This window comes from Salmonella sp. SAL04202, from assembly GCF_046550775.1.
Lineage (GTDB): Bacteria > Pseudomonadota > Gammaproteobacteria > Enterobacterales > Enterobacteriaceae > Salmonella > Salmonella enterica.
Map to the genome: position 1 here is coordinate 1,971,223 of NZ_JBGDXK010000001.1, position 25,049 is coordinate 1,996,271.

Below are 25,049 nucleotides of genomic sequence, written 5' to 3' on the forward strand. Positions count from 1 at the left end.
ATAAAAATATGAATTCGTGAATACGATCACTTAAACGCCGCGCCGCAACCCGCTACTTCGCGTTTTAATGCATAAAAAACAGGCAAAACTTCCTGGTTCCTAAAAGAGCGTCTAAAGTTAAACCGGGACCTCGCGAGCAAGGGTGAAACGATGGCGCTTTACACAATTGGTGAAGTGGCTTTGCTTTGTGATATCAATCCTGTCACGTTGCGCGCGTGGCAGAGACGTTATGGACTTTTAAAACCACAGCGAACGGATGGCGGTCATCGTCTGTTTAACGATGCCGATATCGACAGAATCCGCGAAATCAAGCGCTGGATAGATAACGGCGTTCAGGTCAGCAAAGTCAAAGTGCTGCTCAGTAGCGACAGTAGCGAACAACCTAACGGCTGGCGCGAACAGCAGGAGATCCTGCTGCACTATCTGCAAAGCAGTAATCTGCACAGTTTACGGTTATGGGTCAAAGAACGCGGTCAGGATTATCCAGCCCAAACATTGACCACTAACCTGTTCGTCCCGCTGCGGCGACGATTACAGTGCCAACAACCCGCCCTTCAGGCGCTGCTCGGCATTCTTGACGGTATCCTGATCAACTATATTGCGCTCTGCCTGGCGTCTGCGCGTAAGAAACAGGGAAAAGATGCGTTGGTGATCGGCTGGAATATCCATGATACCACCCGCCTGTGGCTGGAAGGTTGGGTCGCCAGCCAACAGGGATGGCGAATCGACGTGCTGGCGCACTCGCTTAGCCAGTTCCGTCCGGAACTGTTTGACGGCAAGACGTTACTGGTATGGTGCGGAGAAAACCAGACGCTGGCGCAGCAGCAGCAACTTTTGGCCTGGCGCGCCCAGGGACGCGACATTCATCCCCTTGGCGTTTAAACAGCAGCTAACAAATTCGCTTTAATGTATACTCCTTTTATTAACATAAGGAGTACATAATGCGCGTAGCGAAAATCGGGGTGATCGCCCTTTTCCTGCTGATGGCTATTGGCGGTATCGGCGGCGTGATGCTGGCAGGTTACAGTTTTATTTTGCGTGCCGGGTAAGCGCGCGCGTCAGCCTTTCAAACAGGCGATCGATAATGATCGCCGCCAGCGCCACCAGCAGCGCCCCCTGGATAACATAGGCCGTATTAAAGCCGCTAAGCCCGATAATGATCGGCGTGCCTAACGTACTGGCCCCCACCGTTGAAGCGATGGTCGCCGTACCAATATTGATAATCACCGAGGTTCGGATGCCCGCCAGAATCACCGGCGCGGCCAGCGGCAGCTCAACCTGATACAACTGTTGGCGACGGCTCATTCCCATACCGCTGGCAACGCTCATCACGCTGGCAGGCACCGCGCCCAGCCCGGCCAGGGTCGCCTGCAGGATGGGCAACACCCCATACAGGATCAAGGCGATAATGGCCGGTTGCTGACCAAAACCCATGACGGGTACCGCGATCGCCAGTACCGCGACCGGCGGAAAGGTCTGCCCGACGGCGGCGATAGTCTCCACCAGGGGACGAAACTCTTTCCCACTTTCTCGCGTGACCGCAATCCCTGCGCCGACGCCCACCACGACGGCAAACAGACTTGAGATGCCCACCAACCAGAAATGGGCGAGCGCGAGGGCGGCAAAACTCTCCTGTTGGTAGACCGGGCGCGGTAAATCGGGAAACAGCGCGGCGAAGAACGGCTGGCTATAAGGCAATCCAAACAGCAGAAGCAAGAACAGAACAATAAGCCAGAGAAGCGGATCACACAGTCGTTTCACGGGGAGACGTCTCCGAAAGCAGATCGCGGAAATGGAGCGTACCGCAGGGCTCGCCCTGCTGATTCGCCACCGGCAGGACGTCGCACCGACGGGCGACAAACATCGATAGCGCATCGCGTAGCGTCATCTCTTCCACCAGCGCGTCGCCGCTGAGCTGTTCATGCCGGCGTACATAATCGCCTACGCTACGTAACGAAAGCAGCCTTACGCCCAGCTCGCTGCGGCCAAAAAACGCCTGCACGAAATCATTTTCCGGCGAGGTCAGCATAGAAAGCGGCGATCCCTGTTGGATAACGTGGCCCCCGTCCATCAGCACCAGATGGTCGGCGAGGCGTAGCGCCTCGTCGATGTCGTGCGTCACCAGTACGATGGTGCGCCCCAGTAGCTGATGAATGCGGGTCATCTCCTGCTGCAATGCGCCGCGCGTTACCGGATCAAGCGCGCCGAAAGGCTCGTCCATCAGCAATACCTGCGGATCGGCAGCCAGCGCCCGCGCAACGCCGACCCGCTGCTGTTGCCCGCCGGAAAGCTGATGCGGATAACGATCGCGCAGCGCGCTTTCCAGACCCAATAATGCCATCAGTTCATCAATACGATCGTTAATCCGCGCACGCGACCACTTTTGTAATTGCGGTACGGTGGCGATATTTTGCGCCACCGTCCAGTGGGGAAAAAGACCGATAGACTGAATGGCATAGCCCATGCGACGGCGCAGTTCAAGCACCGGCAGGCTGCGGATCTCTTCCCCGGCAAAACGGATCGTTCCGCTATCATGCTCTACCAGCCGGTTAATCATCTTCAGAGTGGTCGATTTTCCCGAACCGGAGGTGCCAATTAACACCGAAAAGCTGCCTTCGCTAAAGTGCAAATTGAGGTCGCTAACAGCCTGTTGATCGCCGAAGGTTTTACTGACATGGTTAAATTCAATCATCGGTTGCTCCCTTCAAAAACGCGATCCATAAATCAAACAGCGCGTCGATCACTACCGCCAGCGCAATCACCGGAATGACGCCCAACAGGACTAAATCAATGGCGCTGCTCAATAGCCCCTGAAACACCAGCGCGCCGAAACCTCCCGCGCCAATCAGCGCGGCGACGACGGCCATTCCGACTGTCTGAACCATTACTACCCGCAGGCTACGTAAAAAGACCGGCAGCGCCAGCGGCAGTTGCACATGCCTGAAGCGCTGGCCGCTACTCATTCCCATTGCTCTTGCGCTCTCCAGCACATCGCGCGGCACCTGATTGAGCCCGGCGACCACGCCGCGCACCAGCGGCAATAACGCATAGAGCACCAGCGCTATCAGCGCAGGCGTCATGCCGGTTCCCGCGACGCCGAATTCGGCAAGCCACGGAAACTGTTTCACCAGCCCGGCCAACGGCGCAATCAGCAGGCCAAACAGCGCGACGGAAGGGATAGTCTGGATCACATTCAGCACGGTAAACACCGGCCCCTGGCGTGAGGCGGAAAAATAACACCAGACGCCCAACGGTAGTCCGATCGCCAGCGCCGGCAGCACCGTGCCTGCCAGTAACATCAAATGTTGCACCAGCGCGGCATCGAAAACATCCTGGCGATTGGTATACTCTTTCAGAAGCGAGAGGTTGTCGAACGTGCCTGAAAACAGCAGCGCCAGCGGGACAATGACAATTTGCGCGTGCAGCAACCAGCGCCACAGCGGCCCAGTGGTAATACGGCGGATCGCATCGCTACAGGCCAGCAGCATCAGACCGAGGCCCAGCCACAATCCACTTCCCAGACTGGTACGCGCCAGCGGGCTGCCCTCCTGCGCCAACTGGGTCGCCGCCCTGCCGACTCCCCACAGCATGACAATAAAAAGCGTCTGCGCCATCATCAGCGTCAGTACGCTACCGCGTTTACCGGGTACAAAGCACAGCGTAAACAGCGCGCATCCCGCGCCAGTCAGCATCCAGATGGCCGCCGGCCAGATCTCCCATAACTGGCGCCCCTCGCCGCTCACCAGACGATTCGGGGCGTAATTAATGAAAGGTAGCGCGACAGCAAGCAGGGTCAGAACAACCAACAGCAACAGCACACGATTAACCGTAATTTTTTTGGCAGCATCACTCACAGATTACTTCACCCACCCTTTTTGTCGGAGGTAATCTGCGGCGACTTTTTTCGCATCCAGCCCTTCTACGGCGATTCTGGCGTTCAACTGTTGCAGCGTTTTCTCATCAAGGCTGGCGAAAACGGGCTGCAGCCAGTCGGCTATCTGCGGATAGGCCTGTAACACCGATTCACGCACTACCGGCGCGGGGGCATAGATAGGCTGGACGCCTTTCGGGTCGCTCAGGGTTTGCAGACCCAGCGCGGCGACCGGGCCGTCGGTGCCATACGCCATCGCGGCGTTAACGCCGGATGTTTGTTGCGCGGCGGCTTTGATCGTGACCGCCGTATCGCCGCCCGCCAGCGACAAGAGCTGGTTCTGATTCAAGGTAAAATCATAGGCTTTTTCAAATGCCGGCAGCGCATCCGCCCGTTCGATAAATTCCGCAGACGCCGCCAGTTTAAAAGTGCCGCCCTCTTTCAGATAACGGCTGAGATCGGCAAGCGAGGAGAGTTTATTTTTTTCCGCGATGTCCTGACGTATCGCGATGGTCCAGGTGTTGTTGGCCGGCGCAGGCGTCAACCAGACCAGCTTATTCTGCTCCGCATCCAGTTTTTTGACTTTCTCAAAGCCTTGCTTTGCATTTTTCCATGCCGGATCGTTTTCATCTTTAAAAAAGAACGCCCCGTTACCGGTGTATTCCGGATAGATATCCAGCTCTCCGGCGGTAATCGCGCCACGAACGACTGGCGTCGTCCCGAGCTGAATTTTATTGACCGTTTTAACGCCGTGGCTTTCCAGTACCTGCAAAATCATGTTGCCGAGCAGTGCGCCTTCGGTATCAATCTTTGACCCGACCGTCACGGGCGATGCCGCCTGTAGAGGTAAACTCACCGTCGCCAGCAACGCCAGCGAACTTACCCATAGCTTTGAGATCGTCATGATGCTTTCCTCATCCTTTTACGGCCTTTTTCAGAGACTTGAGAAAAAAGCATAGTTGAAAAGTCTGCGTTTAACCTGGGATTTTCCGCCAGTTTAAGTGACGTGGCAGGCAATAAAAGGGGGGACAGGAAAAGTCATTGCCAGACAGGGCGCTGCCATCGCGCCCTGTTGACGGCAGGCTTACAGTAGCTCGAACGATCCTTGTTTAACGCGAGCGGAATCCACGCCGATAAAGACGTTGAACTTGCCGGGTTCCGCGTCATATTTCATCTGCTGATTCCAGAACTTCAACGCCTCGATATCAATCGGGAAACTCACGGTTTTACTTTCGCCGGGCTTGAGGGTGATTTTTTCAAAGCCTTTTAATTGCTTCACCGGGCGGCTCATTGACGCCGTGACATCCTGTAAGTACATCTGGATGACCGTAGCCCCTTCGCGTTTACCGGTGTTCGTGACCTCTACGCTGGCCGTGACTTTGCCGTCGCGTTGCATTGTCGGTGAGGAGAGCGTGACGTCAGACACCGTAAATGTGGTGTAGCTCAGACCGTAACCAAACGGATAGAGCGGGCCATTCGCTTCGTCAAAATAACGTGAGGTGTATTTGTTTGGCTTTTCAGGATTATACGGGCGTCCCGTATTGAGATGGCTGTAATAGACCGGAATTTGTCCCACCGAACGCGGGAAGGAGATCGGCAGTTTGCCTGACGGGTTGTAATCGCCAAACAGCACATCGGCAATGGCGTTGCCGCCTTCCGTCCCGGCAAACCAGGTCTCCAGAATCGCATCGGCCTGTTGATCTTCTTTTACCAGCGCCAGCGGTCTGCCGTTCATTAATACCAGTACCAGCGGCTTACCGGTGGCTTTCAGAGCGGTGATTAAGTCGCGCTGACTCTGCGGAATGGTGATATTGGTACGGCTGGAGGCTTCATGCGCCATCCCCTGCGACTCGCCTACCACCGCGACCACCACATCGGCCTGTTTCGCCGCCTGCACCGCCTCATCAATCATCGCCTGCGGTGAGCGCGGATCGATTTTCACCGCCTCTTCATACAGGTTTAAGAAATCGACGATATCTTTATCGTTAGTGATATTCGCCCCTTTGGCATAGAGGATCTTCGCCCCGTCGCCGACGGCATTTTGAATACCCGCCAGCACCGTCACTGACTGATTCGCGACCCCAGCAGCAGACCAGCTTCCCATTACATCACGTTGACTGTCGGCCAGTGGCCCAACAACGGCAATGGTGCCCGATTTTTTCAGCGGCAACGTTTCCAGCCGGTTTTTCAGCAGTACCACACTTTCCCGCGCCACTTCCCGCGCCTCTTTACGATGCAGGCGGCTTTCGGCATTGGTGTCCACCGGATCGCTCTCTTTCGGCCCCAGATGGCTATAGGGGTCGTTAAACAATCCCATGTCATATTTTACGTTGAGCACATGGCGTGTCGCGTCGTCCAGTTCCGCCATCGTCACTTTGCCCGACTTAATCAGACCCGGCAGATATTTGCTGTAATACTCATCCGCCATGCTCATATCCACCCCTGCCTTTAGCGCCACGCGCACCGCATCTTCCGGGTCGGCCGCGGTACCGTGTTTAATCAGTTCTTTAATAGCGCCGTGGTCGGAAACGGTAATTCCCTTAAAGCCCCACTCATCGCGCAGGACATCTTTCAGTAGCCAGGAATCTGACGTCGCAGGCGTGCCGTTCAGCGAGTTCAGCGCCACCATCACCGCGCCGCTCCCCGCATCCAGCCCCGCTTTGTACGGCGGCATGTAGTCATTAAACAGACGCTGGGAACTCATATCCACGGTGTTGTATTCTTTACCGCCTTCAACGGCGCCATAGGCGGCAAAATGTTTCACGCTGGTCATCACCGAATAGCGGTCCGCCGGGCTTTTGCCCTGCATCGCTTTCACCATGGTTTCGCCCATGATAGAGGTTAAATATGTATCTTCGCCAAAGCCTTCGGAGGCGCGTCCCCAACGCGGATCGCGGGAGACATCCACCATCGGCGCCCAGGTCATATTCAGGCCGTCGTCCGCCGCTTCATACGCCGATACGCGTCCTACGGTTCTTACCGCATCCAGATTAAAAGAAGAAGCCAGACCGAGGCTTATCGGGAAGACGGTTCGCTGGCCGTGTACCACGTCATAGGCAAAAAAGAGAGGAATTTTCAGGCGGCTCAACGCCATCACCTGATCCTGCATTTGACGGATATCCTGGCGGGTGACGGTATTGAAAATCGCCCCTACCTGCCCGTCTTTGATCATCTCGCGAATCGCTTCTTTCGGGTTATCAGGGCCGACGCTAATCAGACGTAACTGACCAATTTTTTCATCGACAGTCATTTTCTTGAGTAAATCGGTGACGAACGCGTCGCGCGCTTCGGGCGTCAGCGGGTGATTGCCAAACAGGTTTTCCGCCAATGCTGGCTGCATCGCCAGACTCACAGCAACACCTACTGAACATAACCATTTCATGTTGAGTCTCTCTTTATCTTTATCCCGACGAGGCGGTAAAAACAGAATAAAAACCGCAGTTTGCCATAAGCCTAAACGCGAGAGGAGAAGAAAGCGAAGGTTATTCTCCTAATTTTCCGCACAGTCGAATACGCAACCGCCAGCAAATGGTATCAAGGCGGCAAATGAATACCACCAACACAGAAACAATTTGAATGAGAAAGCGTATTGTCATACAAAGCGCTATGCTTAACGCTGATATTTTGTCCCACCACAAGGAGTGGAGAATGTCTTCCATAACAATGACTGATAATAAAACGTTCCTGAATGAGCTGGCCCGCCTGGTAGGCCATTCTCACCTGCTGACAGACCCCGCCAAAACCGCCCGCTATCGCAAGGGTTTCCGTTCCGGTCAGGGCGACGCGCTGGCCGTTGTTTTCCCGGGTTCGTTACTGGAACTGTGGCGTGTGCTCAACGCCTGCGTTAACGCTGACAAAATTATTCTGATGCAGGCCGCCAACACCGGTCTGACGGAAGGCTCCACGCCGAACGGCAACGACTACGATCGCGATATTGTGATTATCAGCACCCAGCGGCTGGATAAGCTGCACTTACTGGATAACGGCCAACAGGTTCTGGCCTGGCCCGGTACGACGCTCTATGCGCTGGAAAAAGCGCTTAAACCGCTGGGCCGTGAACCGCACTCGGTGATTGGTTCGTCGTGTATCGGCGCGTCGGTCATCGGCGGCATCTGTAATAACTCCGGCGGCTCGCTGGTGCAGCGCGGCCCGGCCTATACCGAGATGTCGCTCTTTGCCCGTATTGACGAGCAAGGCAAACTGCAACTGGTCAATCATCTGGGTATCGATCTTGGGCATACCCCGGAGCAGATCCTGAGCAAGCTGGATGATGAACGGATTAAAGATGAGGATGTGCGTCACGATGGTCGTCATGCGCACGATCACGACTACGTGACGCGGGTACGAGATATCAACGCCGATACGCCCGCCCGCTATAACGCCGACCCGGACCGTTTGTTTGAATCTTCCGGCTGCGCCGGAAAACTGGCGGTTTTTGCCGTTCGCCTTGATACCTTTGCAGCGGAAAAAAATCAGCAGGTTTTTTATATCGGCACCAATCAGCCCGCGGTACTGACTGAAATCCGTCGGCATATTCTGGCGAACTTCGACAATCTGCCAGTGGCGGGAGAATATATGCATCGCGATATCTACGATATTGCGGAGCAGTACGGTAAAGATACCTTTCTGATGATCGATAAACTCGGCACCGACAAGATGCCATTCTTTTTCACGCTAAAAGGCCGAACCGATGCGATGCTGGAAAAAGTAAAATTTTTCCGTCCGCATTTCACCGACCGCGCGATGCAGAAATTCGGCCATCTGTTTCCCAGCCATCTGCCGCCGCGAATGAAAAACTGGCGCGATAAATATGAGCATCATCTGCTGTTAAAAATGGCGGGAGACGGCGTCGCAGAAGCGCAACGCTGGCTGAATGAATTTTTTAAATCCGCTGAGGGCGGTTTCTTCACCTGTACGCCGGAAGAAGGCAGCAAAGCCTTCCTGCACCGCTTCGCCGCTGCTGGCGCAGCGATTCGTTATCAGGCCGTACACGCTGATGAAGTGGAAGATATTCTGGCGCTGGATATCGCCCTGCGCCGCAACGATACCGACTGGTTCGAGCATCTGCCGCCGGAAATCGACAGCCAACTGGTACATAAACTCTATTACGGCCACTTTATGTGCCACGTTTTTCATCAGGACTATATCGTGAAGAAAGGCGTCGACGTCCATGCGCTGAAAGCGCAAATGCTGGAGCTGTTGCAGGCGCGCGGGGCACAATACCCGGCGGAGCACAACGTTGGACATCTGTATAAAGCGCCGGAAACGCTGACGCGTTTTTATCGGCAAAATGACCCAACCAACAGTATGAACCCCGGTATCGGCAAAACGAGTAAGCGGAAATTCTGGCAGGAAAATACGCCCGACGAAACGCATTAACACCGTGCGGTTTACCGTGAAGCCCGGCGGCGCGATGCCTGCCGGGCCTGCGGCGACTTAATCGTTCTGTGCGGTTTGCGCCCCGGCACTGGCGCTGGCTGCCGCCATTTGCGCGGCTTTTTGCTTTTTATAGCTCAGCGCGGCAGCCGGAACGGGCATGACTTTACCGGTTTCAATCCATGTACGCAGGCGACTGGCGTCCGCAAAGTGGGTATATTTGCCGAACGCGTCCATGACCACCAGCGCGACCGGTTTGTTATTGATCACGGTACGCATCACCAGGCAATGCCCCGCCGCACTGGTAAAGCCGGTTTTCGTTAACTGGATATTCCAGTTATCACGGTAGACCAAATGGTTGGTATTGCGAAACGGCAGCGTATACGCCGGATGCGAGAATGTCGCCATATCTTCGCGCGTGGTGCTTAGCTGGCCAATCAGCGGGTATTGCTTCGTGGCAATCAGCAATTTTGTTAAATCCCGCGCGGTCGAGACGTTATGAATCGACAGCCCCGTCGGCTCAACGAAGCGGGTATGCGTCATGCCCAGCGCTTTCGCCTTCGCATTCATCGCTTTAATAAACGCGTTATAACCGCCAGGATAATAGTGCGCCAGGCTTGCCGCCGCACGGTTTTCGGATGACATCAACGCCAGCAGCAACATATTTTTGCGGCTAATTTCGCTGTTCAGGCGCACGCGGGAGTAAACCCCTTTCATTTCCGGCGTCTGGCTGATATCGACCTTCAGTATTTCATCCAGCGGCAATCGCGCGTCGAGCACGACCATCGCTGTCATTAATTTGGTTATCGAGGCAATCGGACGCACCAGATCCGGGTGGTTCGAATAGATCACTTTATTGGTGTTGAGATCAACAATCATTGCGCTACCGGAGGCAATCTCAGGTTGAGACGCCGCGGTTGTCGCTGCCGTTTTCGCCACGGCCTGCGGGGCAAAAGGTACGGCCAACATCAGAGCAAGGCTCAGGAATGAAGCTCGGAATTTCAGCATGATGAGATTTCTGATAATGATTCACGCGCGTCGTAACGCACACCGCCTGAGCTAAGATTATACTCAAGCTAGCAGTGGCATCATAGCGGCACGCCAGCGTTGCCGCTACAGAAGAATCGTCAGCAAATGCTGCATTGCTGGCTTTTGCGCCAGCCCTTTTTCGCATCAGAACAGGCGGTAGCCGTATCCCCACAGGATCACGGTGATCGCCAGTAGCACCTCCAGGACCAGTACGCCGATAGCGAGCGTCGAACTGGAGAAGCTTAATCCTTCCTCTCTATTAATGTTAAGGAAAGTCGGAATACCCAAATACAGCAAATAGCCGGTGTAAAAGAGCGCGACAGCGCCGACCAAAGCGCATAGCCATACCAGGGGATAGAGCGCCACCAGACCACTTAAAAACAGCGGCGTCGCGACATAGCCGGCAAAAACCATACAGCGCGCAAGCGATGGCCGTTGCGGATAGTTTCGCGCCATCCACCAGATGACGCGTCCCATCACCGCGACGCCCGCCAGCATCACGCCGTAGAACAAGACCGCCAGCGCAAAAGCGGTAAACAGCGAGAGTTGTAACACGTTGCCGTCGCCAAAATTCCAGCCGATTTGCGTCGTGCCGATAAAGGCGCAGACGACGGGAATCGCCGCCATCAGCAAAACATGGTGCGTATAGTGATGCGAAACGGTTTCGTTTTCGCTTTTGATCACCTGCATTTCCCGATCGGGATGGGAAAAAAGCCCCCATACATGGTTCATACTGCCCCCTTCCTGCTGCCTCAGATGCCAGTATGTTCAAGTATAATTCAGTTTCTGGTTATTTTATGAGCAACGGCAAAATAGTCTCCGGCAAAACGTCGGCTTTGCCGCGCACGCCTCTTGCCAGGGTGTATGCTTAATGCCGGAGGTGGTTTACGCATGGATATCAACACGCTTATTACGCATTATGGCTATGCGGCGCTGGTTATCGGCAGTATGGCCGAAGGTGAAACCGTTACCCTGTTGGGGGGCGTCGCGGCGCATCAGGGATTACTCAAGTTTCCGCTGGTGGCGGCGGCCGTCGCGCTGGGAGGGATGATGGGCGATCAGCTACTTTACCTGTTAGGACGATGCTATGGCGGGAAGATCCTGCGTCGTTTCCCGCGTTATCATACGAAGATTCGTCGCGCGCAGAAAATGATCCAACGCCATCCGTATCTGTTTGTGATCGGCACGCGTTTTATGTATGGCTTCCGGGTGGTTGGCCCGCTGCTGATTGGCGCCAGCCGCCTGCCGCCTAAAATTTTTCTGCCGCTGAATATTGTAGGCGCGCTGATCTGGGCGCTGCTGTTTACCACGCTGGGATATCTTGGCGGCGAGGTGATCGCGCCATGGCTGCACGACCTCGATCAGCATCTCAGGCACGGGGTCTGGCTGATTCTGGCCATCGTCCTGGTAGTGGGCGTGCGCTGGTGGCTGAAAAGACGCGGCAAAGCGGAGGCCCGTTAAACCCGATGGTATCCGGATGGCATAACGCCGCCATCCGGCCCCGGCGTTTATTTTGCGTTGAATTGCGGATTCGCCAGCATAAACCCGCCGTCGACAATCAGCGACTGGCCGGTGGTATAGCTTGCTCCTTCCGAACACAGCCAGGCGACGAGGCTGGCTATTTCATGCGTAGAACCCGGTCGGGCGATAGGGATCGAGGGTTCCGATCCCGGCTCAATGTCGCTGTCATCCATATCATTCATCGGCGTGGCGATAGCGCCTGGCGCGACGGCGTTGACCAAAATATGATGCTCAATCAGTTCCAGCGCCATGGATTTAGTCAATCCCCCCAGCGCATGTTTCGCCGCGGTATAGGCGCTGGCTTGCGGAAGCGGCGTATGCTCATGGACGGAGGTGATATTTATAATGCGCCCTCCCTCTCCTTGTTTAATCATATGCCGGGCGGCGATCTGCGCGCAGAGAAACGCGCCATCGACATCCACGGTAAAAATTTGCCGCCACTGCGTAAACGGCATATCAATAAACGCGGATTTGGTCATCGCCCCGGCATTATTGACCAGCACGTCAACGCGCCCCAGGCGCTGAATAAGATGTTCAATGGCCTGTGCGCCCTCGGGCAACTGGCTCAGGTCAAGATGAATGGTCTCAGCCCGCACACCAAATTGCGCCGCTTTTTTCGCCGTTTCCTGCGCGCCGCGTTCATCGGAATGCCAGGTGATACCAATATCAAAACCGTTTTGTGCTAATAACAACGCACACGCTTTGCCAATTCCCGAATCTGATGCCGTTACAATTGCGACTTTGGTCATATTCCTCTCCGGATGATTCATACACAGCCTAAGTATAGGAACCCTGTCTGAATCATCCGGAAAAATCAGGAATGATAACCGCCGCCCAGCGCGCTGGTAAGCTGAATAGAGGCATCCAGCCACTGGCCCTGCAACAGCAAGCCGTTACACTGCTCGCGCAGTGCCGGGATTTTGGCCTCGCTCACGCGGGAACCCGCAATAATGCCGGCATTAAAGCGCGCTTGCGCCAGACCGACCACACGCTGCGCGTCATGCTCAATCTGCTGCTGATGCTGATTTTTCTGCGCCAGCGTCTCTACCTGACTGGCGGCGCGCGCCACATCATTAACCGCATCTACCACCGCTTTGTTGTAGTTGGCGATAGAAAGGTTGCTTTGCGCTTTGGCGATATCGAGGTTGGCATTCAGCCTGCCGCTGTCGAAAATCGGCAGCGTCAGCCCGCCGGTAATGCCATATTGCTGTGCGGAATGGCGGAACAGATCGCTCAGATGTAACGCATCCTGCTGTAAAAAAGCCATCAGATTGATATCGGGATAAAACGCGGCCTTCGCGGCGTCAATGCTGCTCAACGAGGATTCAATGTACCAGTGCGCGGCCTGTAGATCCGCCCGGCGCGCCAGCAACGAATACCCCAGTTGCGACGGTAACTGGCTTTCAACGGCGGGGAGACTCACCTGACGCAGCTTGAGCGCCGCCGATTGCGTATTGGTTAACGCGCTGAGCCGCGCTTCAATAACCTTCATTTTACCGTTAACGTCATTCAACTGCTGCTGGGTTTTGCTGGCGTCGATATCGGTCTCGACCCCTTCAACAGAAGAAGTAATACCGTGTTGATACAACTCCCGGTTTACCGCCACCACGTTTTGCTGCTCATGCTCGATTTGCATCAGCACATTTTTCAGCGCCGCCTGCGTCTGCCACTCCCAGTAGAGTCGCGCCACGCCGCTTGCCAGCAGTTGTCGGGTCTGCTCCTGCTCCGCTTCGCGCGCTTTGACCGCCCCGATCCGCGCGGTAACTTCAGCGCGGTTTTTCCCCCATAAATCCAGATCCCAGCCTGCCGTCAGGCCGAATGTACCGTTGGTATACCACGGCCCGGTCGTTCCCGCCGCGGGGTCGGTAATCGCGAATGGCCCCATCAGCCCTTCCGCTGACATTCGCTGGCGCTCAATGTCAGCGGAAAAGTCGAGCTGCGGGCCGTCCTGCGCCTCAACCGCTTTCGCCTGCGCTTCCGCCAGTTGAATACGCTGTTCAGCCACCTGCATATCCGGCGAATGCTGTATGGCATTATCAATCAGCGCGTCAAGCTGCGCATCGTGATACGCCTTCCACCACTGGCTATCCGGCCAACCGTTTTTCAATGCCGCCGGCAGGCTGGAATCAACATGAGAAGAGGGCGTCTGCTGGGTCAGCGACTGGCGGGTATCGTGCATGGGGGCGCAGCCCGCCAGCAAAATAAAAAGCGGTAAGCTCGCTGTCGCGGCAAGGAAAGAATTACGATTCATGGAGGTGTTCTGATAAAAAAAGGTGCGCAGAGAGTACGTCTTACGGCGATCTATTTTTTAGTTACGCGTGGCAATACATCATCAGACAACAAAAGACATATTTTGAAATTTATATGATTAGCAAATAATTTCATCTGATACATTTTTTGATGTAATACTTCAATGAAAAGTCCCACTAACCCGTTCATAAATGAACGATTTTGCTGCAATACGCGCCAGCAGCCTTCATGAGTTAAACGTCGCCGCGCCCAACAAAGCAGCAGATGGCTTAATACTTTCCTATACTTTGTTTGTATTTACCAATAAAGGGACAAACAATGAAAATTCTTCTATGGGCAATCTTAATTATTTTTCTGATTGGGCTGTTGGTGGTAACGGGCGTGTTTAAGATGATTTTCTGATTCCTGCGCCGGGCAGCGATAGTATCTGCCCGGCACACGTTCTGGACGCTGTAGAGATTAGATTTTAATAGCCTGAATCACCCGCGCAATCTCGGACGAACGGTTTAACGCCCGAATCGACTGAAAGAGTTCTGTCGCCTCAATATATTCCTTACGTAAATATCCCAACCACTGTTTAATACGCGCGACATGGTATAAACCGGTATCGCCCTGCTTTTCCAGTCGGGTATATTTTTGTAATAACGTTACCACTTCCGGCCACGGCATACGCGGTTCGTTATACTTCACCACCCGGCTCAGGTTAGGAATATTTAACGCCCCACGGCCAATCATCACCGCATCGCAGCCGCTGGTCGCCATACATGCCTGCGCGCTCTGCCAGTCCCAGATTTCGCCATTCGCGATAACCGGAATAGTCAGACGCTGGCGTATTTCGCCGATCGCCTGCCAGTCGATATGCTCGGCGCGGTAGCCCTGCGCTTTAGTACGGCCATGCACCACCAGTTCACTGGCGCCGGCCTGCTGCACCGCATCGGCGATTTCAAATTTTCTATCGCCGCTATCCCAGCCGAGACGCACTTTTACCGTCACCGGCAGATGCGACGGTACCGCGGCCCGCATCGCTTTCGCGCCCTGATAGATGAGTTCGGGATCTTTGAGCAATGTCGCGCCGCCGCCGCTGCCGTTCACCACTTTTGACGGACAGCCGCAGTTCAGGTCCACGCCATACGATCCCAACGCCGTCGCCCGCGCGGCGTTTTCCGCCAGCCACTGCGGATGCTGGCCCAGAAGCTGAATACGCACCGGCGTGCCGGACGGCGTGCGGCTGGCGTGATGCAACTCCGGGCAGATGCGATGAAACACTTTTACCGGCAGCAGCTGATCCACCACGCGCACAAATTCGGTGATGCAGAGATCGTAATCATTCACTTCGGTCAGCAGCTCGCGCACTAACGCGTCGAGCACGCCTTCCATCGGCGCCAGTAAAACACGCATATCGGTATCCACAGCAAAAAAAGAGGCGCTATCATAACGCCTCTCTGCGATGAGCAAAACTTTTTGCCGGGTGGCGGCGCAAACGCCACGCTACGTCACGTAAGGCGCTCAACGCGGCTCAAGACAGTTATCTTCTTTCCAGCCGTACAGCCATTCGATACCGCGATAAAACGCCTCCTGCGATTTCCCTTTCCACAGCAGATTACGCACCTGACGCTCCACCCCGGCGGCGTGATAGAGACGCCCCATCTCGCGGGTAGACCAGACGATACGCGCCGTGCGGGGAATACGCACCGACTCATACAGCGCAAATGCCTGCTGCGCGTCGCCGTCGCAGCGTTCCAGCGCTTTGCCTAGCGTGACGGCGTCTTCCAGCGCCATACAGGCGCCCTGGGCCATATATTGCGCCACCGGATGCGCGGCGTCGCCCACCAGAGTGATACGCTCGGTTCCCCATTTCGCGACCGGCTCGCGATCGGCGGTCGACCAGCGGCGCCAGGAGGTCGGCTTATCCAGCATCTGGCGCGGGCGGGGATGAATACCGGCAAAATAAGAGAGCACCTCTTCTTTACTGCCGTCTTTCACGCCCCACTCTTCTTGCTGGCGGCTGTGGAATGTCACCACCAGATTGTACTGTTGGCCTCCGCGTAGCGGATAATGGACCAGGTGACAATGCGGGCCTGCCCACAGCACCGGCGCATTAATACGTAAATCGTCCGGCATATCGTCGCAATCAATCACCGCCCGATAGACTACATGCCCGGTTACGCGCGGCGCGTCGCCGAGTAAACTTTGCCGCACGACCGATTTAACGCCGTCGCAGCCCACAAGAATATCCGCCGTCCAGCTATTTCCCTGCTCATCAAACACCGTAACGTCATCCGGCGTCTGGCGGATATCGACAATATGGGTCGAGGTACGATACTCCACGCCAGGGTGCGTCAGCACCGCTTCCCATACCGTTGCATGAATATCTACCCGGTGAATTACCGCATACGGCCCGCCAAAATGGTCGCGGAACGCCTGCCCGGTTTCAATGCATACCACTTCTTCGGCATTCACGGCATCCATCATGGTAATGTGATCGGTAAACACCGCACGCTGGCGGGCAACATCGCCCACACCGAGACTATCCAGCGCCGAAAAAGCGTTCGGCCCAAGCTGAATACCCGCGCCAATCTCGCCAATTTCGTGCGCTTTTTCCAACAGCATGACTTTTATTCCCTGGCGCGCCAGCGACAGCGCGGTCGCCGCGCCGCCGATTCCGCCACCTACAATAATTGCGCTTGTCACGTGAGTCATGGTCATTCTCCTTTTCAGGCCGGGATTTTATCTTGTTGATTTTCCGGCGCGGCGGCAATAAACGCCGGTAGCTGTACGCAGGCGTCATAAACGGCTTTACAGCGCGGATAGCCTGATAAATCGCAGCCCATCCTGAGCGCATTCGCCCACTGAGGAATCAGGCAGCAGTCCGCAAGTCCTGGTGCGTCGCCCACGCAGAATCGTCCGGACTGACTTTTACGCAATAGCTGCTCTACCGCGCTTAACCCTTGCTGTATCCAGTGGGCGTACCAGCGTTTTTTATCCTCTTCGCTAACCTTCAGCTCATCGGTCAGGTAGCGCAACACGCGCATGTTATTGATTGGGTGTATATCGCAGGCGATAGCGTAGACAATTTCCAGCGCCTGGCTGCGCGCCGGGTCGCTCGTCGGCAGCAGCGGCGTTTGCGGAAAATGTCGGTCCAGCCAGTCGACGATGGCCAGCGATTGCCCCAACGATTCGCCGTCATCAGTGACCAGCGTCGGCACCAGGCCTACCGGATTCATCCGTCGGTAGGCCAGCTCATTCTGCTGGCCGATACGAATATTGACGCCCACCGTCTGGTAATCAATCCCCTTTAACGCCAGCGCAATACGTACACGATAAGACGCCGAACTATTAAAGAAACTGTACAGCTTCATCGTTCACCTCAGACAATTTTCACAGCAATCGGCGTCAGACCTTCTACGTTCCCGGTGATGACATCCCCTTTCACCACGGCGCCCACCCCCTCTGGCGTACCGGTGAAAATCAAATCGCCTGGCTGCAATTCAAAAAAGCCGGACAAATAGCTGATGGTTTCATTCACCGACCAAATCAGATGACGAATATCGCTGCGTTGATGGTCTTCGCCGTTAACCTGTAGCCAAATAGGGGCGTTATCCACATTATGCGTTTCAGCGGCTTTGTGTAATGGCGCAATGGGCGCGGAGAGATCGAACGCTTTGCCAATTTCCCACGGGCGTCCCATCTGACGCATTTCCATCTGACGATCGCGACGCGTCATGTCCAGACCGGTGGCGTATCCCCAGACATATTCATGGGCTTTTTCCAGCGGAATATCGCTCCCCTTTTTACCAATCGCCACCACCAGCTCAATTTCATAATGGTAGTTATCGGTCTGCGCCGGATACGGCAGTTCCAGGGTATCCCCCGCCGCTACCGGGACGACAGCGTCCGCTGGTTTACAAAAGAAGAACGGCGGTTCGCGATCGGGATCAAAGCCCATTTCACGGGCATGGGCGGCATAGTTGCGACCCACGCAGTAAACGCGACGTACCGGAAACTGCTCATCACTGCCCGCCACTGGTACTGTCACCGGGGCCTGCGGCTGGAATACATATTTGGTCATGTTCTCTCTCCCTAATTAATAACGTGCTTCGCGGAACAGCCCCAGGGCTTCCTGAACCGGCTTGTCCGAAAAGCTGAATAACACCGTGTCTTCGCTGCTGCGAAACGACACCTCATGCCAGGTCGGCGCCACAAAAATGTCTTTTGCGGAAAAATGAAAAGTTTCGTTGCCGATAGTGACCTGCCCTGCCCCTTCAACGACGTGGTAGATAGTGCTGTCGGTGCTCCGCGCCACACGCGAGGCAAAGCCTTTTGGCAGCAGTTGCAGGAACGCGCCCATCGACGGCATCGGATAACCGCCGGTGACGGGATTAACGTAACGCAGCTTGTAACCTTCCCACTCATCCGGATCGCCCATACGGGTCAGATCGTGCAGCGCCTCGCGACTGCGGTCGTAACGGTAGTTGAAAATCGGCGACGAGTTCCCGCGCTGGTGGCGCAGCGGCAGCATATTCGCTGCATAGCGCGGCAGATAATCGCCCTCTTTTCGCGTCACCGGCTGCTGATCTTCGGGATAGTCTTCCGCAAAACCACAGCCCAGGAGATTGACTAACGGCAGATCCAGACCATCCAGCCATACCACCGGCTCTGACCCCGGATTACCATGATCGTGCCAGCGCCACTGCGGCGTCAGGATAAAATCGCCGGTATGCATTGGCGTGCGCTCGCCGTCCACCGCGGTAAATGCGCCTTTACCTTCGACGATAAAACGCAGCGCCGACTGGTTATGGCGATGACTCGGCGCGACTTCGCCGGGCAGGATCAGCTGTAAACCAGCATATAAGGTCGCCGTGATCGACGACTGACCGCGCAATGCCGGATTTTCCAGCACCAGCACCCGGCGGATCGCCTCTTTCGCGCCAATGACATTGCCGCTTTCCATCAGTAGCGGACGAATTTCCTGATAATTCCAGTAGGCCGGCGCGCAGTTGGCGTTTGGCGTCTGCGGTACCAGGTGATGTAACGATTCCCACAGCGGCGTCAGATTCTGCCCGGAAATATGCTGGTAATACTGCTGACGGCTATCTTTTACGTTCTGATTTATTTCAGACATGGAGATTCTCCTTATTCGTTTACGACGCTGGCACGCGGCAGGTCGTCAGGTACAGAAATCGAAAGGCGGACAACCACCGTCAGCAGGGTAAGCATTACCGCGCTGATAGCCGCCGGAATAGCAATGACAAAAAACAACGTATCGAAAGAGAAATTGAGGGCCATCATCATGCCGCCGGAGAGCGAACCGACAATCGCCCCGCAGCGTCCAATGGCGTTCGACCAGCTCACGCCCGTCGCCCGGCTTTGGGTGGGGTACAGCGTCGCCGTCAGAGCATTAAGCCCGACCTGGGAACCGCTAATACCGATGCCGGTACCAAAAATCGCCAGCGCCATCAGCCAAAGGCCGTTTTCGCTCAGGCCTATCATGACAATGCAAACCGCGCCCAGCGCATAGCTCACCGCCAGTACCCGGAACGGGTTAAGCCGATCCATCAACACGCCGAGTAACAGCGCGCCAAGCGTGCCGCCAACCTGGAATGCGGCAGTCACCCACGACGCCTGTTGCAGATCAATACCGCGATGGTTAAGTAACGTCGGCATCCAGCTGGAAAGCAGATAGATAATGAGCAGGCTCATAAAGAACACCACCCATAACATCAGGGTAATGACAAGCTGTCGCCCGGCAAAAAGCTGGCGAATACTGCCTTTGGCGATGGCTGCCGTCTCATGCAGAAAGAATTGCGTATCGTGATAGCGCTCGCCGGTAATGGCGCTGACCGTCCGGGCGACAACGGCTTGCGGTAGTTGGCGGCGTACCTGCCAGCGGGGAGATTCCGGCAGCGCGAACAGCAGGCCGAAAAACAGCATCAAAGGCAAGATGCCGCCTAGCGCCAGAATTCCGTGCCAGCCAATCAGCGGCACCAGTTGCGCGCTCACAATCCCGCCCATCGCCGACCCCAGGGTAAAACCGCAGAACATCAGCGTGACCAGCGCTCCGCGTCGACGAGCGGGAAGGTATTCCGACGTCATGGTGATGGTATTCGGCATCGCTCCGCCCAGTCCCAGACCGGTTAAGAAGCGCAGCAACACCAGGGTTTCTATATCCGGCGAGAAAGCGGAAAGCAGACTCAATGCGCCGAATAGCGCCACGCAAAGCTCAATGACCCGCTTGCGGCCAAAGCGATCCGCCAGCGGCCCGCATAGCAGCGCACCGGCCGTAAGCCCCAGCAGCCCTGCGCCAAACAGCGGCGCAAGTTCGCTGGCGCTTAGCTGCCAGTGGGTACGAATATCCGGGGCGATGAAGCCAATCGCAGCGGTGTCGAAACCGTCGAGCATAACCACCAGAAAACAGCAGATGATAACGCGCCACTGCATTTTGCCGACGGGCGCGGCATCAATAAGGGCTTGTAGATCACGTCGTTGAGTCATAGCTAATGCCTCAGTGCAGGGAGATAGATGTTGTTTTTATGTTTGCTATGTTACGAGTTTGTAGAGTGAGCGATAAAATGTACAATGGCTTTTCAGGCAGAGACATAACCTGGAGGTTATAGCGAATGGCGAACTGGGCGCAGAAATTGAAATTACATCACCTGCAAACGCTGGTTGCGCTGGGCGAACAGGGCAACCTGACGCACGTCGCCCGGATGATGAATATCTCCCAGCCGGCGCTATCGAAGTGGCTATCTCAACTCGAAGATGAGATAGGCATCACGCTTTTTGAGCGCCACAGTAAAGGGCTACGGCCCTCGGAAGGCGGTAAATTACTGCTCCAGCACGCCCAGCGCCTAATTAACGATCTGGAGCGTTCACAGTATGAAATCGCCCGTTTCAAGCAGGGCGGCCTGGTTGGCAGCCTGAAGATCGGCTGTTCGCCCGTGGCGACTGACTGCGTATCACAGGCGATTCTGAGCCTGCTTAACGAAATGCCGACGCTGCATCTGAATATTGAAGAGAAGGTAATGACGCCGCTGCTGCACGATTTGCTTGCCGGTCAGGTGGATGTGGTGGTAGGGCGTGTCGGCGGCCGCGCCCTGCAACTGCCGCTTAATTATCAGGTACTTTATACCGAGCCGGTCTGCTTTGTGGCGCGTCCGCACCATCCGCTGGCCGCGCGAGCGCAGATCGCCTGGAGCGATCTGGCGCACTGGCGGTGGATAGTCTGGCCAACCGGCACCCCTATTCGCATCAGTATTGATAACGCCCTCGTCGATAACGGCGTCATGCTCCCGGAAAACACCATTGAATCGGCGTCAATGAACGTCAGCACCAATTTGCTGCAAAGCAGCGATATGATCTCTATTCTTTCTTTACGGCTGGCGCAACGCTATGCCAGCCAGGGGCAACTGGCGATTTTAAACTTGCCAAAAATTGAGCAAAAAGGCAGCGTAGGGATGTTCTGGCGTAAGAATGAGACGCCGTCTTTGGCCCTGAGTCGCTTTTTGTATTTTTTAGCCCAGGTTTAACACCGCCGACCAGGGGCATTGCCCGATGTTCCTGCTGTCTATACCCACTATGCTAAGAATTCATGATGTGATCGGTAGCACGTTTTAACGTTTAATTGTATGATGAATTCATCTCATCAAGGGCTTTAAACATGAGTAAGTCACTGAATATTATCTGGCAATATATACGCGCTTTTGTATTGATTTATGCCTGTTTGTACGCAGGCATTTTTCTTGCATCACTGCTTCCTATCACTATTCCCGGCAGCATTATCGGGATGTTAATTCTGTTTGTATTGCTGGCGCTGCAAATTCTGCCGGCAAAGTGGGTTAACCCCGGCTGTTATGTGCTGATTCGTTATATGGCGTTGCTGTTTGTGCCGATTGGCGTTGGGGTCATGCAATATTTTGACTTACTGCGCGCGCAATTCGGCCCGGTGGTGGTCTCTTGCGCTATCAGTACGCTGGTCGTTTTTGTGGTCGTAAGCTGGAGTTCACATCTGATACACGGTGAGCGTAAAGTGGTTGGGCAGAAGGGAACGAAAAAATGATGACATATATCTGGTGGTCGTTACCGCTGACGCTGGCGGTATTTTTCGCCGCCCGCAGACTGGCGGCGCATTTTAAAATGCCGTTGCTGAATCCGCTGCTGGTGGCAATGGTAGTCATTATTCCTTTTCTGTTGCTGACCGGTATTCCCTACGAGCACTACTTCAAAGGCAGCGAAGTACTTAACGATCTGCTGCAACCGGCGGTAGTGGCACTGGCCTATCCCCTTTATGAACAATTGCACCAGATTCGCGCGCGTTGGAAATCCATTATTAGCATCTGTTTTGTCGGCAGTCTGGTAGCGATGATTACCGGGACATCCGTTGCCTTGCTGATGGGCGCAACGCCTGAAATCGCGGCATCGGTACTGCCTAAATCCGTGACTACGCCTATCGCGATGGCGGTGGGCGGCAGCATCGGCGGCATCCCCGCGATCAGCGCGGTATGCGTAATTTTTGTCGGTATTCTGGGCGCGGTGTTTGGCCACACGCTGTTAAACGCGATGCACATCCGTACTAAAGCCGCACGCGGGCTGGCAATGGGGACCGCCTCACATGCGCTCGGTACTGCGCGCTGCGCCGAGCTGGATTACCAGGAAGGCGCGTTTAGCTCCCTGGCGCTGGTGATCTGCGGCATTATTACCTCGCTGGTAGCGCCCTTTTTGTTTCCGCTCATTCTGGCGGTAATGCGCTAACGACGGGACAAAAGACCGGGTTAAAATTTGCGATACGTCGCGCATTTTTCATTTAAGTTTCACAAGTTGCATAAGCAATGAGATTTAGATCACATATTAAGACATAGCAGGCCCGTAAACTACGGTTCCATTACATTGTTATGAGGCAACGCCATGCATCCACGTTTTCAAACTGCTTTTGCCCAGCTTGCGGATAATTTGCAATCAGCGCTGGCCCCTATCCTGGCGGACCACCATTTTCCCGCCATGCTGACCGCAGAGCAGGTCTCGACGCTTAAAAATACGGCGGGACTGGACGAAGACGCGCTGGCTTTCGCACTGTTACCTCTGGCGGCGGCCTGCGCCCGTACCGATTTGTCCCATTTTAACGTTGGCGCGATTGCGCGCGGCGTTAGCGGCAACTGGTATTTCGGCGCGAATATGGAGTTCCTGGGCGCCACCATGCAACAAACTGTGCATGCTGAACAAAGCGCGATTAGCCACGCCTGGCTACGCGGCGAAAAAGGGCTCGCCGCCGTCACCGTTAACTACACGCCTTGCGGCCACTGTCGCCAGTTTATGAACGAGCTGAACAGCGGTCTGGATCTGCGCATTCATCTGCCGGGCCGCGCGCCGCATACGTTACGCGATTATCTGCCTGACGCTTTCGGGCCAAAAGATCTGGAGATCAAAACGCTGCTGATGGACGAGCAGGATCATGGCTTTACGTTAACGGGCGATACGCTAACGCAAGCGGCGATAACGGCAGCCAATAAGAGCCATATGCCTTATAGCCACTCACCGAGCGGCGTGGCGCTGGAATGTAAAGATGGCCGTATTTTCACCGGCAGCTATGCGGAAAACGCCGCCTTTAACCCTACGCTTCCCCCGCTGCAAGGCGCGCTAAACCTGCTGAGTCTCAATGGCTATGACTATGCGGATATTCAGCGTGCGATTCTGGCGGAAAAAGGCGATGCGGCATTAATTCAATGGGATGCCACCGCCGCAACGCTGAAAGCGTTAGGTTGCCATAATATTGACCGCGTGCTTCTCGGCTAAGCAAATGTGCCGGATAGCGACGCACTGGCGTCTTATCCGGCCTGACTCTCCTCTCCCGCGACCCGATACAAGGGAAATCATGCTGAAAATCTCCGCAATCAGACGGCGGTTTCTTGCGCTACGTCTTCGGGTACAGTAGCCTGATCGTACTTTCATCCTGGTATCGAGTTTCCTGCATGTTAAAGCGCGTGTTTTACAGCCTGTTGGTCCTGGTAGGCTTGCTGCTGTTGACGGTGCTTGGCCTCGATCGGTGGATGAGCTGGAAAACAGCGCCCTATATCTATGACGAGCTACAGGATCTCCCCTACCGCCAGGTTGGCGTCGTGTTAGGGACAGCCAAATACTATCGCAAGGGTGTCATTAATCAGTACTATCGTTATCGTATCCAGGGCGCGTTAAACGCTTACAATAGCGGTAAAGTCAATTACCTGCTGCTCAGCGGCGACAATGCCCTGCAAAGCTATAACGAACCGATGACCATGCGCAAAGACCTTATCGCGGCGGGCGTCGATCCTGCGGACATTGTGCTTGATTACGCTGGCTTCCGTACGCTTGACTCCATTGTGCGTACCCGCAAAGTGTTTGATACCAACGACTTTATTATCATCACTCAGCGCTTCCACTGCGAACGCGCCTTGTTTATTGCGCTGCATATGGGCATTCAGGCGCAGTGTTACGCGGTACCTTCGCCCAAAAATATGCTGACAGTGCGCCTGCGCGAATTTGGCGCCCGCTTTAGCGCGCTGGCGGATCTCTATATTTTTAAACGCGAACCGCGTTTTTTAGGCCCGCTGGTACCTATTCCCACGCAGCATCAGGTGCCGAATGACGCCCAGGGGTATCCGGCAGTTACACCGGAACAATTGCTTGAACTGGAAAAGAAAAAAGGGAAATGATCATGGATGTACAGACGATATTTGTCATATTAGCCTTTCTGCTACTCCCGCTTTTTTGCTTCCGTGAGGCCTGGAAAGGCTGGCGAACCGGCGCGGTAGATAAAGTTGTCAAAAATGCGCGAAAACCGGTTTATGTCTATCGCCATGCCGATCCCGTACAATATTGGTCTTATCTTTTTCTTTATACCGGTTGCGGTTTTTTATTTACTGGAATGATTATTTATCTTCTTTTTTATCGTTAATCTATTTATTATCCCTTTAAAATTGAGAATAGTTATTATTATGATATAAGGAACAAATGCTGTTTTGCATTCTGGTTT

At 54.9% G+C, this 25,049-nt stretch carries 26 protein-coding genes; 11 read left to right on the plus strand and 15 right to left on the minus strand.

Annotated elements, in window-relative coordinates; translation table 11 throughout:
- Positions 1 to 150 precede the first annotated feature (150 nt).
- Together mlrA and ACLJQJ_RS09920 are read left to right on the plus strand one after the other, a co-directional pair.
- Positions 151 to 882, plus strand: a complete 732-nt coding sequence (gene mlrA / locus ACLJQJ_RS09915; RefSeq protein ID WP_001240418.1) for an HTH-type transcriptional regulator MlrA — start codon at positions 151 to 153, stop codon at positions 880 to 882.
- Between the two features lie 59 nt (positions 883 to 941).
- Positions 942 to 1,049 carry a protein YohO gene (locus ACLJQJ_RS09920; protein WP_001261696.1) on the plus strand — a complete coding sequence of 36 codons (108 nt, stop codon included), beginning with the start codon at positions 942 to 944 and terminating at the stop codon, positions 1,047 to 1,049.
- Here the strand turns inward: ACLJQJ_RS09920 and ACLJQJ_RS09925 are convergent.
- The 5 genes from ACLJQJ_RS09925 to bglX all read right to left on the minus strand — a co-directional run bounded on the left by ACLJQJ_RS09925 (position 1,030) and on the right by bglX (position 7,253).
- Positions 1,030 to 1,761, minus strand: a complete 732-nt coding sequence (locus ACLJQJ_RS09925) for an ABC transporter permease (RefSeq protein WP_000824854.1) — start codon at positions 1,759 to 1,761, stop codon at positions 1,030 to 1,032. The two genes, ACLJQJ_RS09920 and ACLJQJ_RS09925, sit on opposite strands and share 20 nt — an antisense overlap.
- Positions 1,745 to 2,692 (minus strand): ABC transporter ATP-binding protein, encoded by a 948-nt coding sequence (locus ACLJQJ_RS09930; RefSeq protein ID WP_000569166.1) that lies wholly within the window; start codon positions 2,690 to 2,692, stop codon positions 1,745 to 1,747. The genes ACLJQJ_RS09925 and ACLJQJ_RS09930 overlap by 17 nt, the downstream gene beginning before the upstream one ends.
- Complete coding sequence (locus ACLJQJ_RS09935; RefSeq protein WP_039590597.1) at positions 2,685 to 3,854, minus strand: ABC transporter permease; 1,170 nt, start codon at positions 3,852 to 3,854, stop codon at positions 2,685 to 2,687. Before ACLJQJ_RS09935 ends, ACLJQJ_RS09930 begins: the two co-directional genes overlap by 8 nt.
- Positions 3,855 to 3,857: 3 nt before the next feature.
- A complete protein-coding gene (locus ACLJQJ_RS09940) occupies positions 3,858 to 4,775 on the minus strand; it encodes an ABC transporter substrate-binding protein (RefSeq protein WP_000155869.1) in 918 nt (305 codons plus the stop codon).
- A 180-nt stretch (positions 4,776 to 4,955) separates the two neighbouring features.
- Positions 4,956 to 7,253: a beta-glucosidase BglX gene (gene bglX / locus ACLJQJ_RS09945; RefSeq protein WP_000871555.1), complete on the minus strand. Its 2,298-nt coding sequence runs from the start codon at positions 7,251 to 7,253 to the stop codon at positions 4,956 to 4,958.
- A 266-nt stretch (positions 7,254 to 7,519) separates the two neighbouring features.
- On the opposite strand from bglX, the gene dld reads away from it, so the two are divergent.
- Positions 7,520 to 9,250: a D-lactate dehydrogenase gene (dld, locus tag ACLJQJ_RS09950; protein WP_000095234.1), complete on the plus strand. Its 1,731-nt coding sequence runs from the start codon at positions 7,520 to 7,522 to the stop codon at positions 9,248 to 9,250.
- 57 nt (positions 9,251 to 9,307) lie between these two features.
- On the opposite strand, the gene pbpG is transcribed toward dld, so the two are convergent.
- The gene (pbpG, locus tag ACLJQJ_RS09955; RefSeq protein ID WP_063814053.1) at positions 9,308 to 10,255 is read right to left on the minus strand and encodes a D-alanyl-D-alanine endopeptidase; all 948 of its coding nucleotides are present in this window, start codon (positions 10,253 to 10,255) and stop codon (positions 9,308 to 9,310) included.
- A gap of 165 nt (positions 10,256 to 10,420) precedes the next feature.
- Positions 10,421 to 11,008, minus strand: coding sequence for a Yip1 family protein (locus ACLJQJ_RS09960; RefSeq protein WP_001017057.1), 588 nt, complete (start codon positions 11,006 to 11,008; stop codon positions 10,421 to 10,423).
- Between the two features lie 159 nt (positions 11,009 to 11,167).
- On the opposite strand from ACLJQJ_RS09960, the gene ACLJQJ_RS09965 reads away from it, so the two are divergent.
- A complete protein-coding gene (locus ACLJQJ_RS09965) occupies positions 11,168 to 11,737 on the plus strand; it encodes a DedA family protein (RefSeq protein ID WP_001523476.1) in 570 nt (189 codons plus the stop codon).
- Positions 11,738 to 11,784: 47 nt separating this feature from the next.
- On the opposite strand, the gene ACLJQJ_RS09970 is transcribed toward ACLJQJ_RS09965, so the two are convergent.
- Both ACLJQJ_RS09970 and mdtQ read right to left on the minus strand, forming a co-directional pair.
- The gene (locus tag ACLJQJ_RS09970; protein ID WP_000169608.1) at positions 11,785 to 12,546 is read right to left on the minus strand and encodes an SDR family oxidoreductase; all 762 of its coding nucleotides are present in this window, start codon (positions 12,544 to 12,546) and stop codon (positions 11,785 to 11,787) included.
- Between the two features lie 65 nt (positions 12,547 to 12,611).
- A complete protein-coding gene (gene mdtQ, locus ACLJQJ_RS09975) occupies positions 12,612 to 14,048 on the minus strand; it encodes a multidrug resistance outer membrane protein MdtQ (protein ID WP_001081453.1) in 1,437 nt (478 codons plus the stop codon).
- A gap of 317 nt (positions 14,049 to 14,365) precedes the next feature.
- Between mdtQ and yohP the strand changes: the two genes are divergently transcribed.
- A complete protein-coding gene (gene yohP / locus ACLJQJ_RS09980; RefSeq protein ID WP_000698460.1) occupies positions 14,366 to 14,449 on the plus strand; it encodes a small membrane protein YohP in 84 nt (27 codons plus the stop codon).
- 57 nt (positions 14,450 to 14,506) lie between these two features.
- Here the strand turns inward: yohP and dusC are convergent, their stop codons facing one another.
- The 6 genes from dusC to ACLJQJ_RS10010 form a co-directional block, all read right to left on the minus strand.
- On the minus strand, positions 14,507 to 15,445 hold the full coding sequence (gene dusC, locus ACLJQJ_RS09985) for a tRNA dihydrouridine(16) synthase DusC (RefSeq protein ID WP_050067737.1): 939 nt from the start codon (positions 15,443 to 15,445) through the stop codon (positions 14,507 to 14,509).
- A gap of 108 nt (positions 15,446 to 15,553) precedes the next feature.
- The gene (locus ACLJQJ_RS09990; protein ID WP_000150103.1) at positions 15,554 to 16,747 is read right to left on the minus strand and encodes a 3-hydroxybenzoate 6-monooxygenase; all 1,194 of its coding nucleotides are present in this window, start codon (positions 16,745 to 16,747) and stop codon (positions 15,554 to 15,556) included.
- A gap of 14 nt (positions 16,748 to 16,761) precedes the next feature.
- Positions 16,762 to 17,406 carry a maleylacetoacetate isomerase gene (gene maiA, locus ACLJQJ_RS09995; RefSeq protein WP_000781195.1) on the minus strand — a complete coding sequence of 215 codons (645 nt, stop codon included), beginning with the start codon at positions 17,404 to 17,406 and terminating at the stop codon, positions 16,762 to 16,764.
- An 8-nt stretch (positions 17,407 to 17,414) separates the two neighbouring features.
- Complete coding sequence (locus tag ACLJQJ_RS10000) at positions 17,415 to 18,116, minus strand: fumarylacetoacetate hydrolase family protein (RefSeq protein WP_000170621.1); 702 nt, start codon at positions 18,114 to 18,116, stop codon at positions 17,415 to 17,417.
- 15 nt (positions 18,117 to 18,131) lie between these two features.
- Positions 18,132 to 19,169 carry a gentisate 1,2-dioxygenase gene (gene gtdA / locus ACLJQJ_RS10005; protein ID WP_001289857.1) on the minus strand — a complete coding sequence of 346 codons (1,038 nt, stop codon included), beginning with the start codon at positions 19,167 to 19,169 and terminating at the stop codon, positions 18,132 to 18,134.
- 11 nt (positions 19,170 to 19,180) lie between these two features.
- On the minus strand, positions 19,181 to 20,539 hold the full coding sequence (locus ACLJQJ_RS10010; RefSeq protein WP_000194218.1) for an MFS transporter: 1,359 nt from the start codon (positions 20,537 to 20,539) through the stop codon (positions 19,181 to 19,183).
- 125 nt (positions 20,540 to 20,664) lie between these two features.
- Here ACLJQJ_RS10010 and ACLJQJ_RS10015 point away from each other — a divergent pair, with 125 nt between their 5' ends.
- The 6 genes from ACLJQJ_RS10015 (at position 20,665) to ACLJQJ_RS10040 (ending at position 24,971) form a co-directional block, all read left to right on the plus strand.
- Positions 20,665 to 21,573: a LysR substrate-binding domain-containing protein gene (locus ACLJQJ_RS10015; protein WP_000024658.1), complete on the plus strand. Its 909-nt coding sequence runs from the start codon at positions 20,665 to 20,667 to the stop codon at positions 21,571 to 21,573.
- A gap of 131 nt (positions 21,574 to 21,704) precedes the next feature.
- Positions 21,705 to 22,103, plus strand: coding sequence for a CidA/LrgA family protein (locus ACLJQJ_RS10020; RefSeq protein ID WP_000045719.1), 399 nt, complete (start codon positions 21,705 to 21,707; stop codon positions 22,101 to 22,103).
- The gene (locus ACLJQJ_RS10025; protein ID WP_000989296.1) at positions 22,100 to 22,795 is read left to right on the plus strand and encodes a CidB/LrgB family autolysis modulator; all 696 of its coding nucleotides are present in this window, start codon (positions 22,100 to 22,102) and stop codon (positions 22,793 to 22,795) included. Before ACLJQJ_RS10020 ends, ACLJQJ_RS10025 begins: the two co-directional genes overlap by 4 nt.
- A gap of 153 nt (positions 22,796 to 22,948) precedes the next feature.
- The gene (gene cdd, locus ACLJQJ_RS10030) at positions 22,949 to 23,833 is read left to right on the plus strand and encodes a cytidine deaminase (protein ID WP_000553526.1); all 885 of its coding nucleotides are present in this window, start codon (positions 22,949 to 22,951) and stop codon (positions 23,831 to 23,833) included.
- Positions 23,834 to 24,009: 176 nt separating this feature from the next.
- Positions 24,010 to 24,729 carry an outer membrane permeability protein SanA gene (sanA, locus tag ACLJQJ_RS10035; RefSeq protein WP_000920081.1) on the plus strand — a complete coding sequence of 240 codons (720 nt, stop codon included), beginning with the start codon at positions 24,010 to 24,012 and terminating at the stop codon, positions 24,727 to 24,729.
- On the plus strand, positions 24,726 to 24,971 hold the full coding sequence (locus ACLJQJ_RS10040) for a DUF2542 family protein (RefSeq protein WP_000605187.1): 246 nt from the start codon (positions 24,726 to 24,728) through the stop codon (positions 24,969 to 24,971). Before sanA ends, ACLJQJ_RS10040 begins: the two co-directional genes overlap by 4 nt.
- Positions 24,972 to 25,049: the final 78 nt, after the last annotated feature.

What these genes read in the sequence shown, in the direction of transcription:
- bglX (WP_000871555.1), bottom strand. Translation starts at nt 7,253, where the DNA reads ATGAAATGGTTATGTTCAGTAGGTGTTGCTGTGAGTCTGGCGATGCAG.
- yohP (WP_000698460.1), top strand. Translation starts at nt 14,366, where the DNA reads ATGAAAATTCTTCTATGGGCAATCTTAATTATTTTTCTGATTGGGCTG.
- ACLJQJ_RS10025 (WP_000989296.1), top strand. Translation starts at nt 22,100, where the DNA reads ATGATGACATATATCTGGTGGTCGTTACCGCTGACGCTGGCGGTATTT.
- mdtQ (WP_001081453.1), bottom strand. Translation starts at nt 14,048, where the DNA reads ATGAATCGTAATTCTTTCCTTGCCGCGACAGCGAGCTTACCGCTTTTT.
- ACLJQJ_RS10020 (WP_000045719.1), top strand. Translation starts at nt 21,705, where the DNA reads ATGAGTAAGTCACTGAATATTATCTGGCAATATATACGCGCTTTTGTA.
- ACLJQJ_RS10010 (WP_000194218.1), bottom strand. Translation starts at nt 20,539, where the DNA reads ATGACTCAACGACGTGATCTACAAGCCCTTATTGATGCCGCGCCCGTC.
- ACLJQJ_RS09960 (WP_001017057.1), bottom strand. Translation starts at nt 11,008, where the DNA reads ATGAACCATGTATGGGGGCTTTTTTCCCATCCCGATCGGGAAATGCAG.
- sanA (WP_000920081.1), top strand. Translation starts at nt 24,010, where the DNA reads ATGTTAAAGCGCGTGTTTTACAGCCTGTTGGTCCTGGTAGGCTTGCTG.
- ACLJQJ_RS10015 (WP_000024658.1), top strand. Translation starts at nt 20,665, where the DNA reads ATGGCGAACTGGGCGCAGAAATTGAAATTACATCACCTGCAAACGCTG.
- pbpG (WP_063814053.1), bottom strand. Translation starts at nt 10,255, where the DNA reads ATGCTGAAATTCCGAGCTTCATTCCTGAGCCTTGCTCTGATGTTGGCC.
- ACLJQJ_RS09965 (WP_001523476.1), top strand. Translation starts at nt 11,168, where the DNA reads ATGGATATCAACACGCTTATTACGCATTATGGCTATGCGGCGCTGGTT.
- cdd (WP_000553526.1), top strand. Translation starts at nt 22,949, where the DNA reads ATGCATCCACGTTTTCAAACTGCTTTTGCCCAGCTTGCGGATAATTTG.
- ACLJQJ_RS09940 (WP_000155869.1), bottom strand. Translation starts at nt 4,775, where the DNA reads ATGACGATCTCAAAGCTATGGGTAAGTTCGCTGGCGTTGCTGGCGACG.
- ACLJQJ_RS09990 (WP_000150103.1), bottom strand. Translation starts at nt 16,747, where the DNA reads ATGACTCACGTGACAAGCGCAATTATTGTAGGTGGCGGAATCGGCGGC.
- ACLJQJ_RS09930 (WP_000569166.1), bottom strand. Translation starts at nt 2,692, where the DNA reads ATGATTGAATTTAACCATGTCAGTAAAACCTTCGGCGATCAACAGGCT.
- gtdA (WP_001289857.1), bottom strand. Translation starts at nt 19,169, where the DNA reads ATGTCTGAAATAAATCAGAACGTAAAAGATAGCCGTCAGCAGTATTAC.
- maiA (WP_000781195.1), bottom strand. Translation starts at nt 17,406, where the DNA reads ATGAAGCTGTACAGTTTCTTTAATAGTTCGGCGTCTTATCGTGTACGT.
- dld (WP_000095234.1), top strand. Translation starts at nt 7,520, where the DNA reads ATGTCTTCCATAACAATGACTGATAATAAAACGTTCCTGAATGAGCTG.
- ACLJQJ_RS10040 (WP_000605187.1), top strand. Translation starts at nt 24,726, where the DNA reads ATGATCATGGATGTACAGACGATATTTGTCATATTAGCCTTTCTGCTA.
- ACLJQJ_RS09970 (WP_000169608.1), bottom strand. Translation starts at nt 12,546, where the DNA reads ATGACCAAAGTCGCAATTGTAACGGCATCAGATTCGGGAATTGGCAAA.
- mlrA (WP_001240418.1), top strand. Translation starts at nt 151, where the DNA reads ATGGCGCTTTACACAATTGGTGAAGTGGCTTTGCTTTGTGATATCAAT.
- ACLJQJ_RS09920 (WP_001261696.1), top strand. Translation starts at nt 942, where the DNA reads ATGCGCGTAGCGAAAATCGGGGTGATCGCCCTTTTCCTGCTGATGGCT.
- dusC (WP_050067737.1), bottom strand. Translation starts at nt 15,445, where the DNA reads ATGCGTGTTTTACTGGCGCCGATGGAAGGCGTGCTCGACGCGTTAGTG.
- ACLJQJ_RS10000 (WP_000170621.1), bottom strand. Translation starts at nt 18,116, where the DNA reads ATGACCAAATATGTATTCCAGCCGCAGGCCCCGGTGACAGTACCAGTG.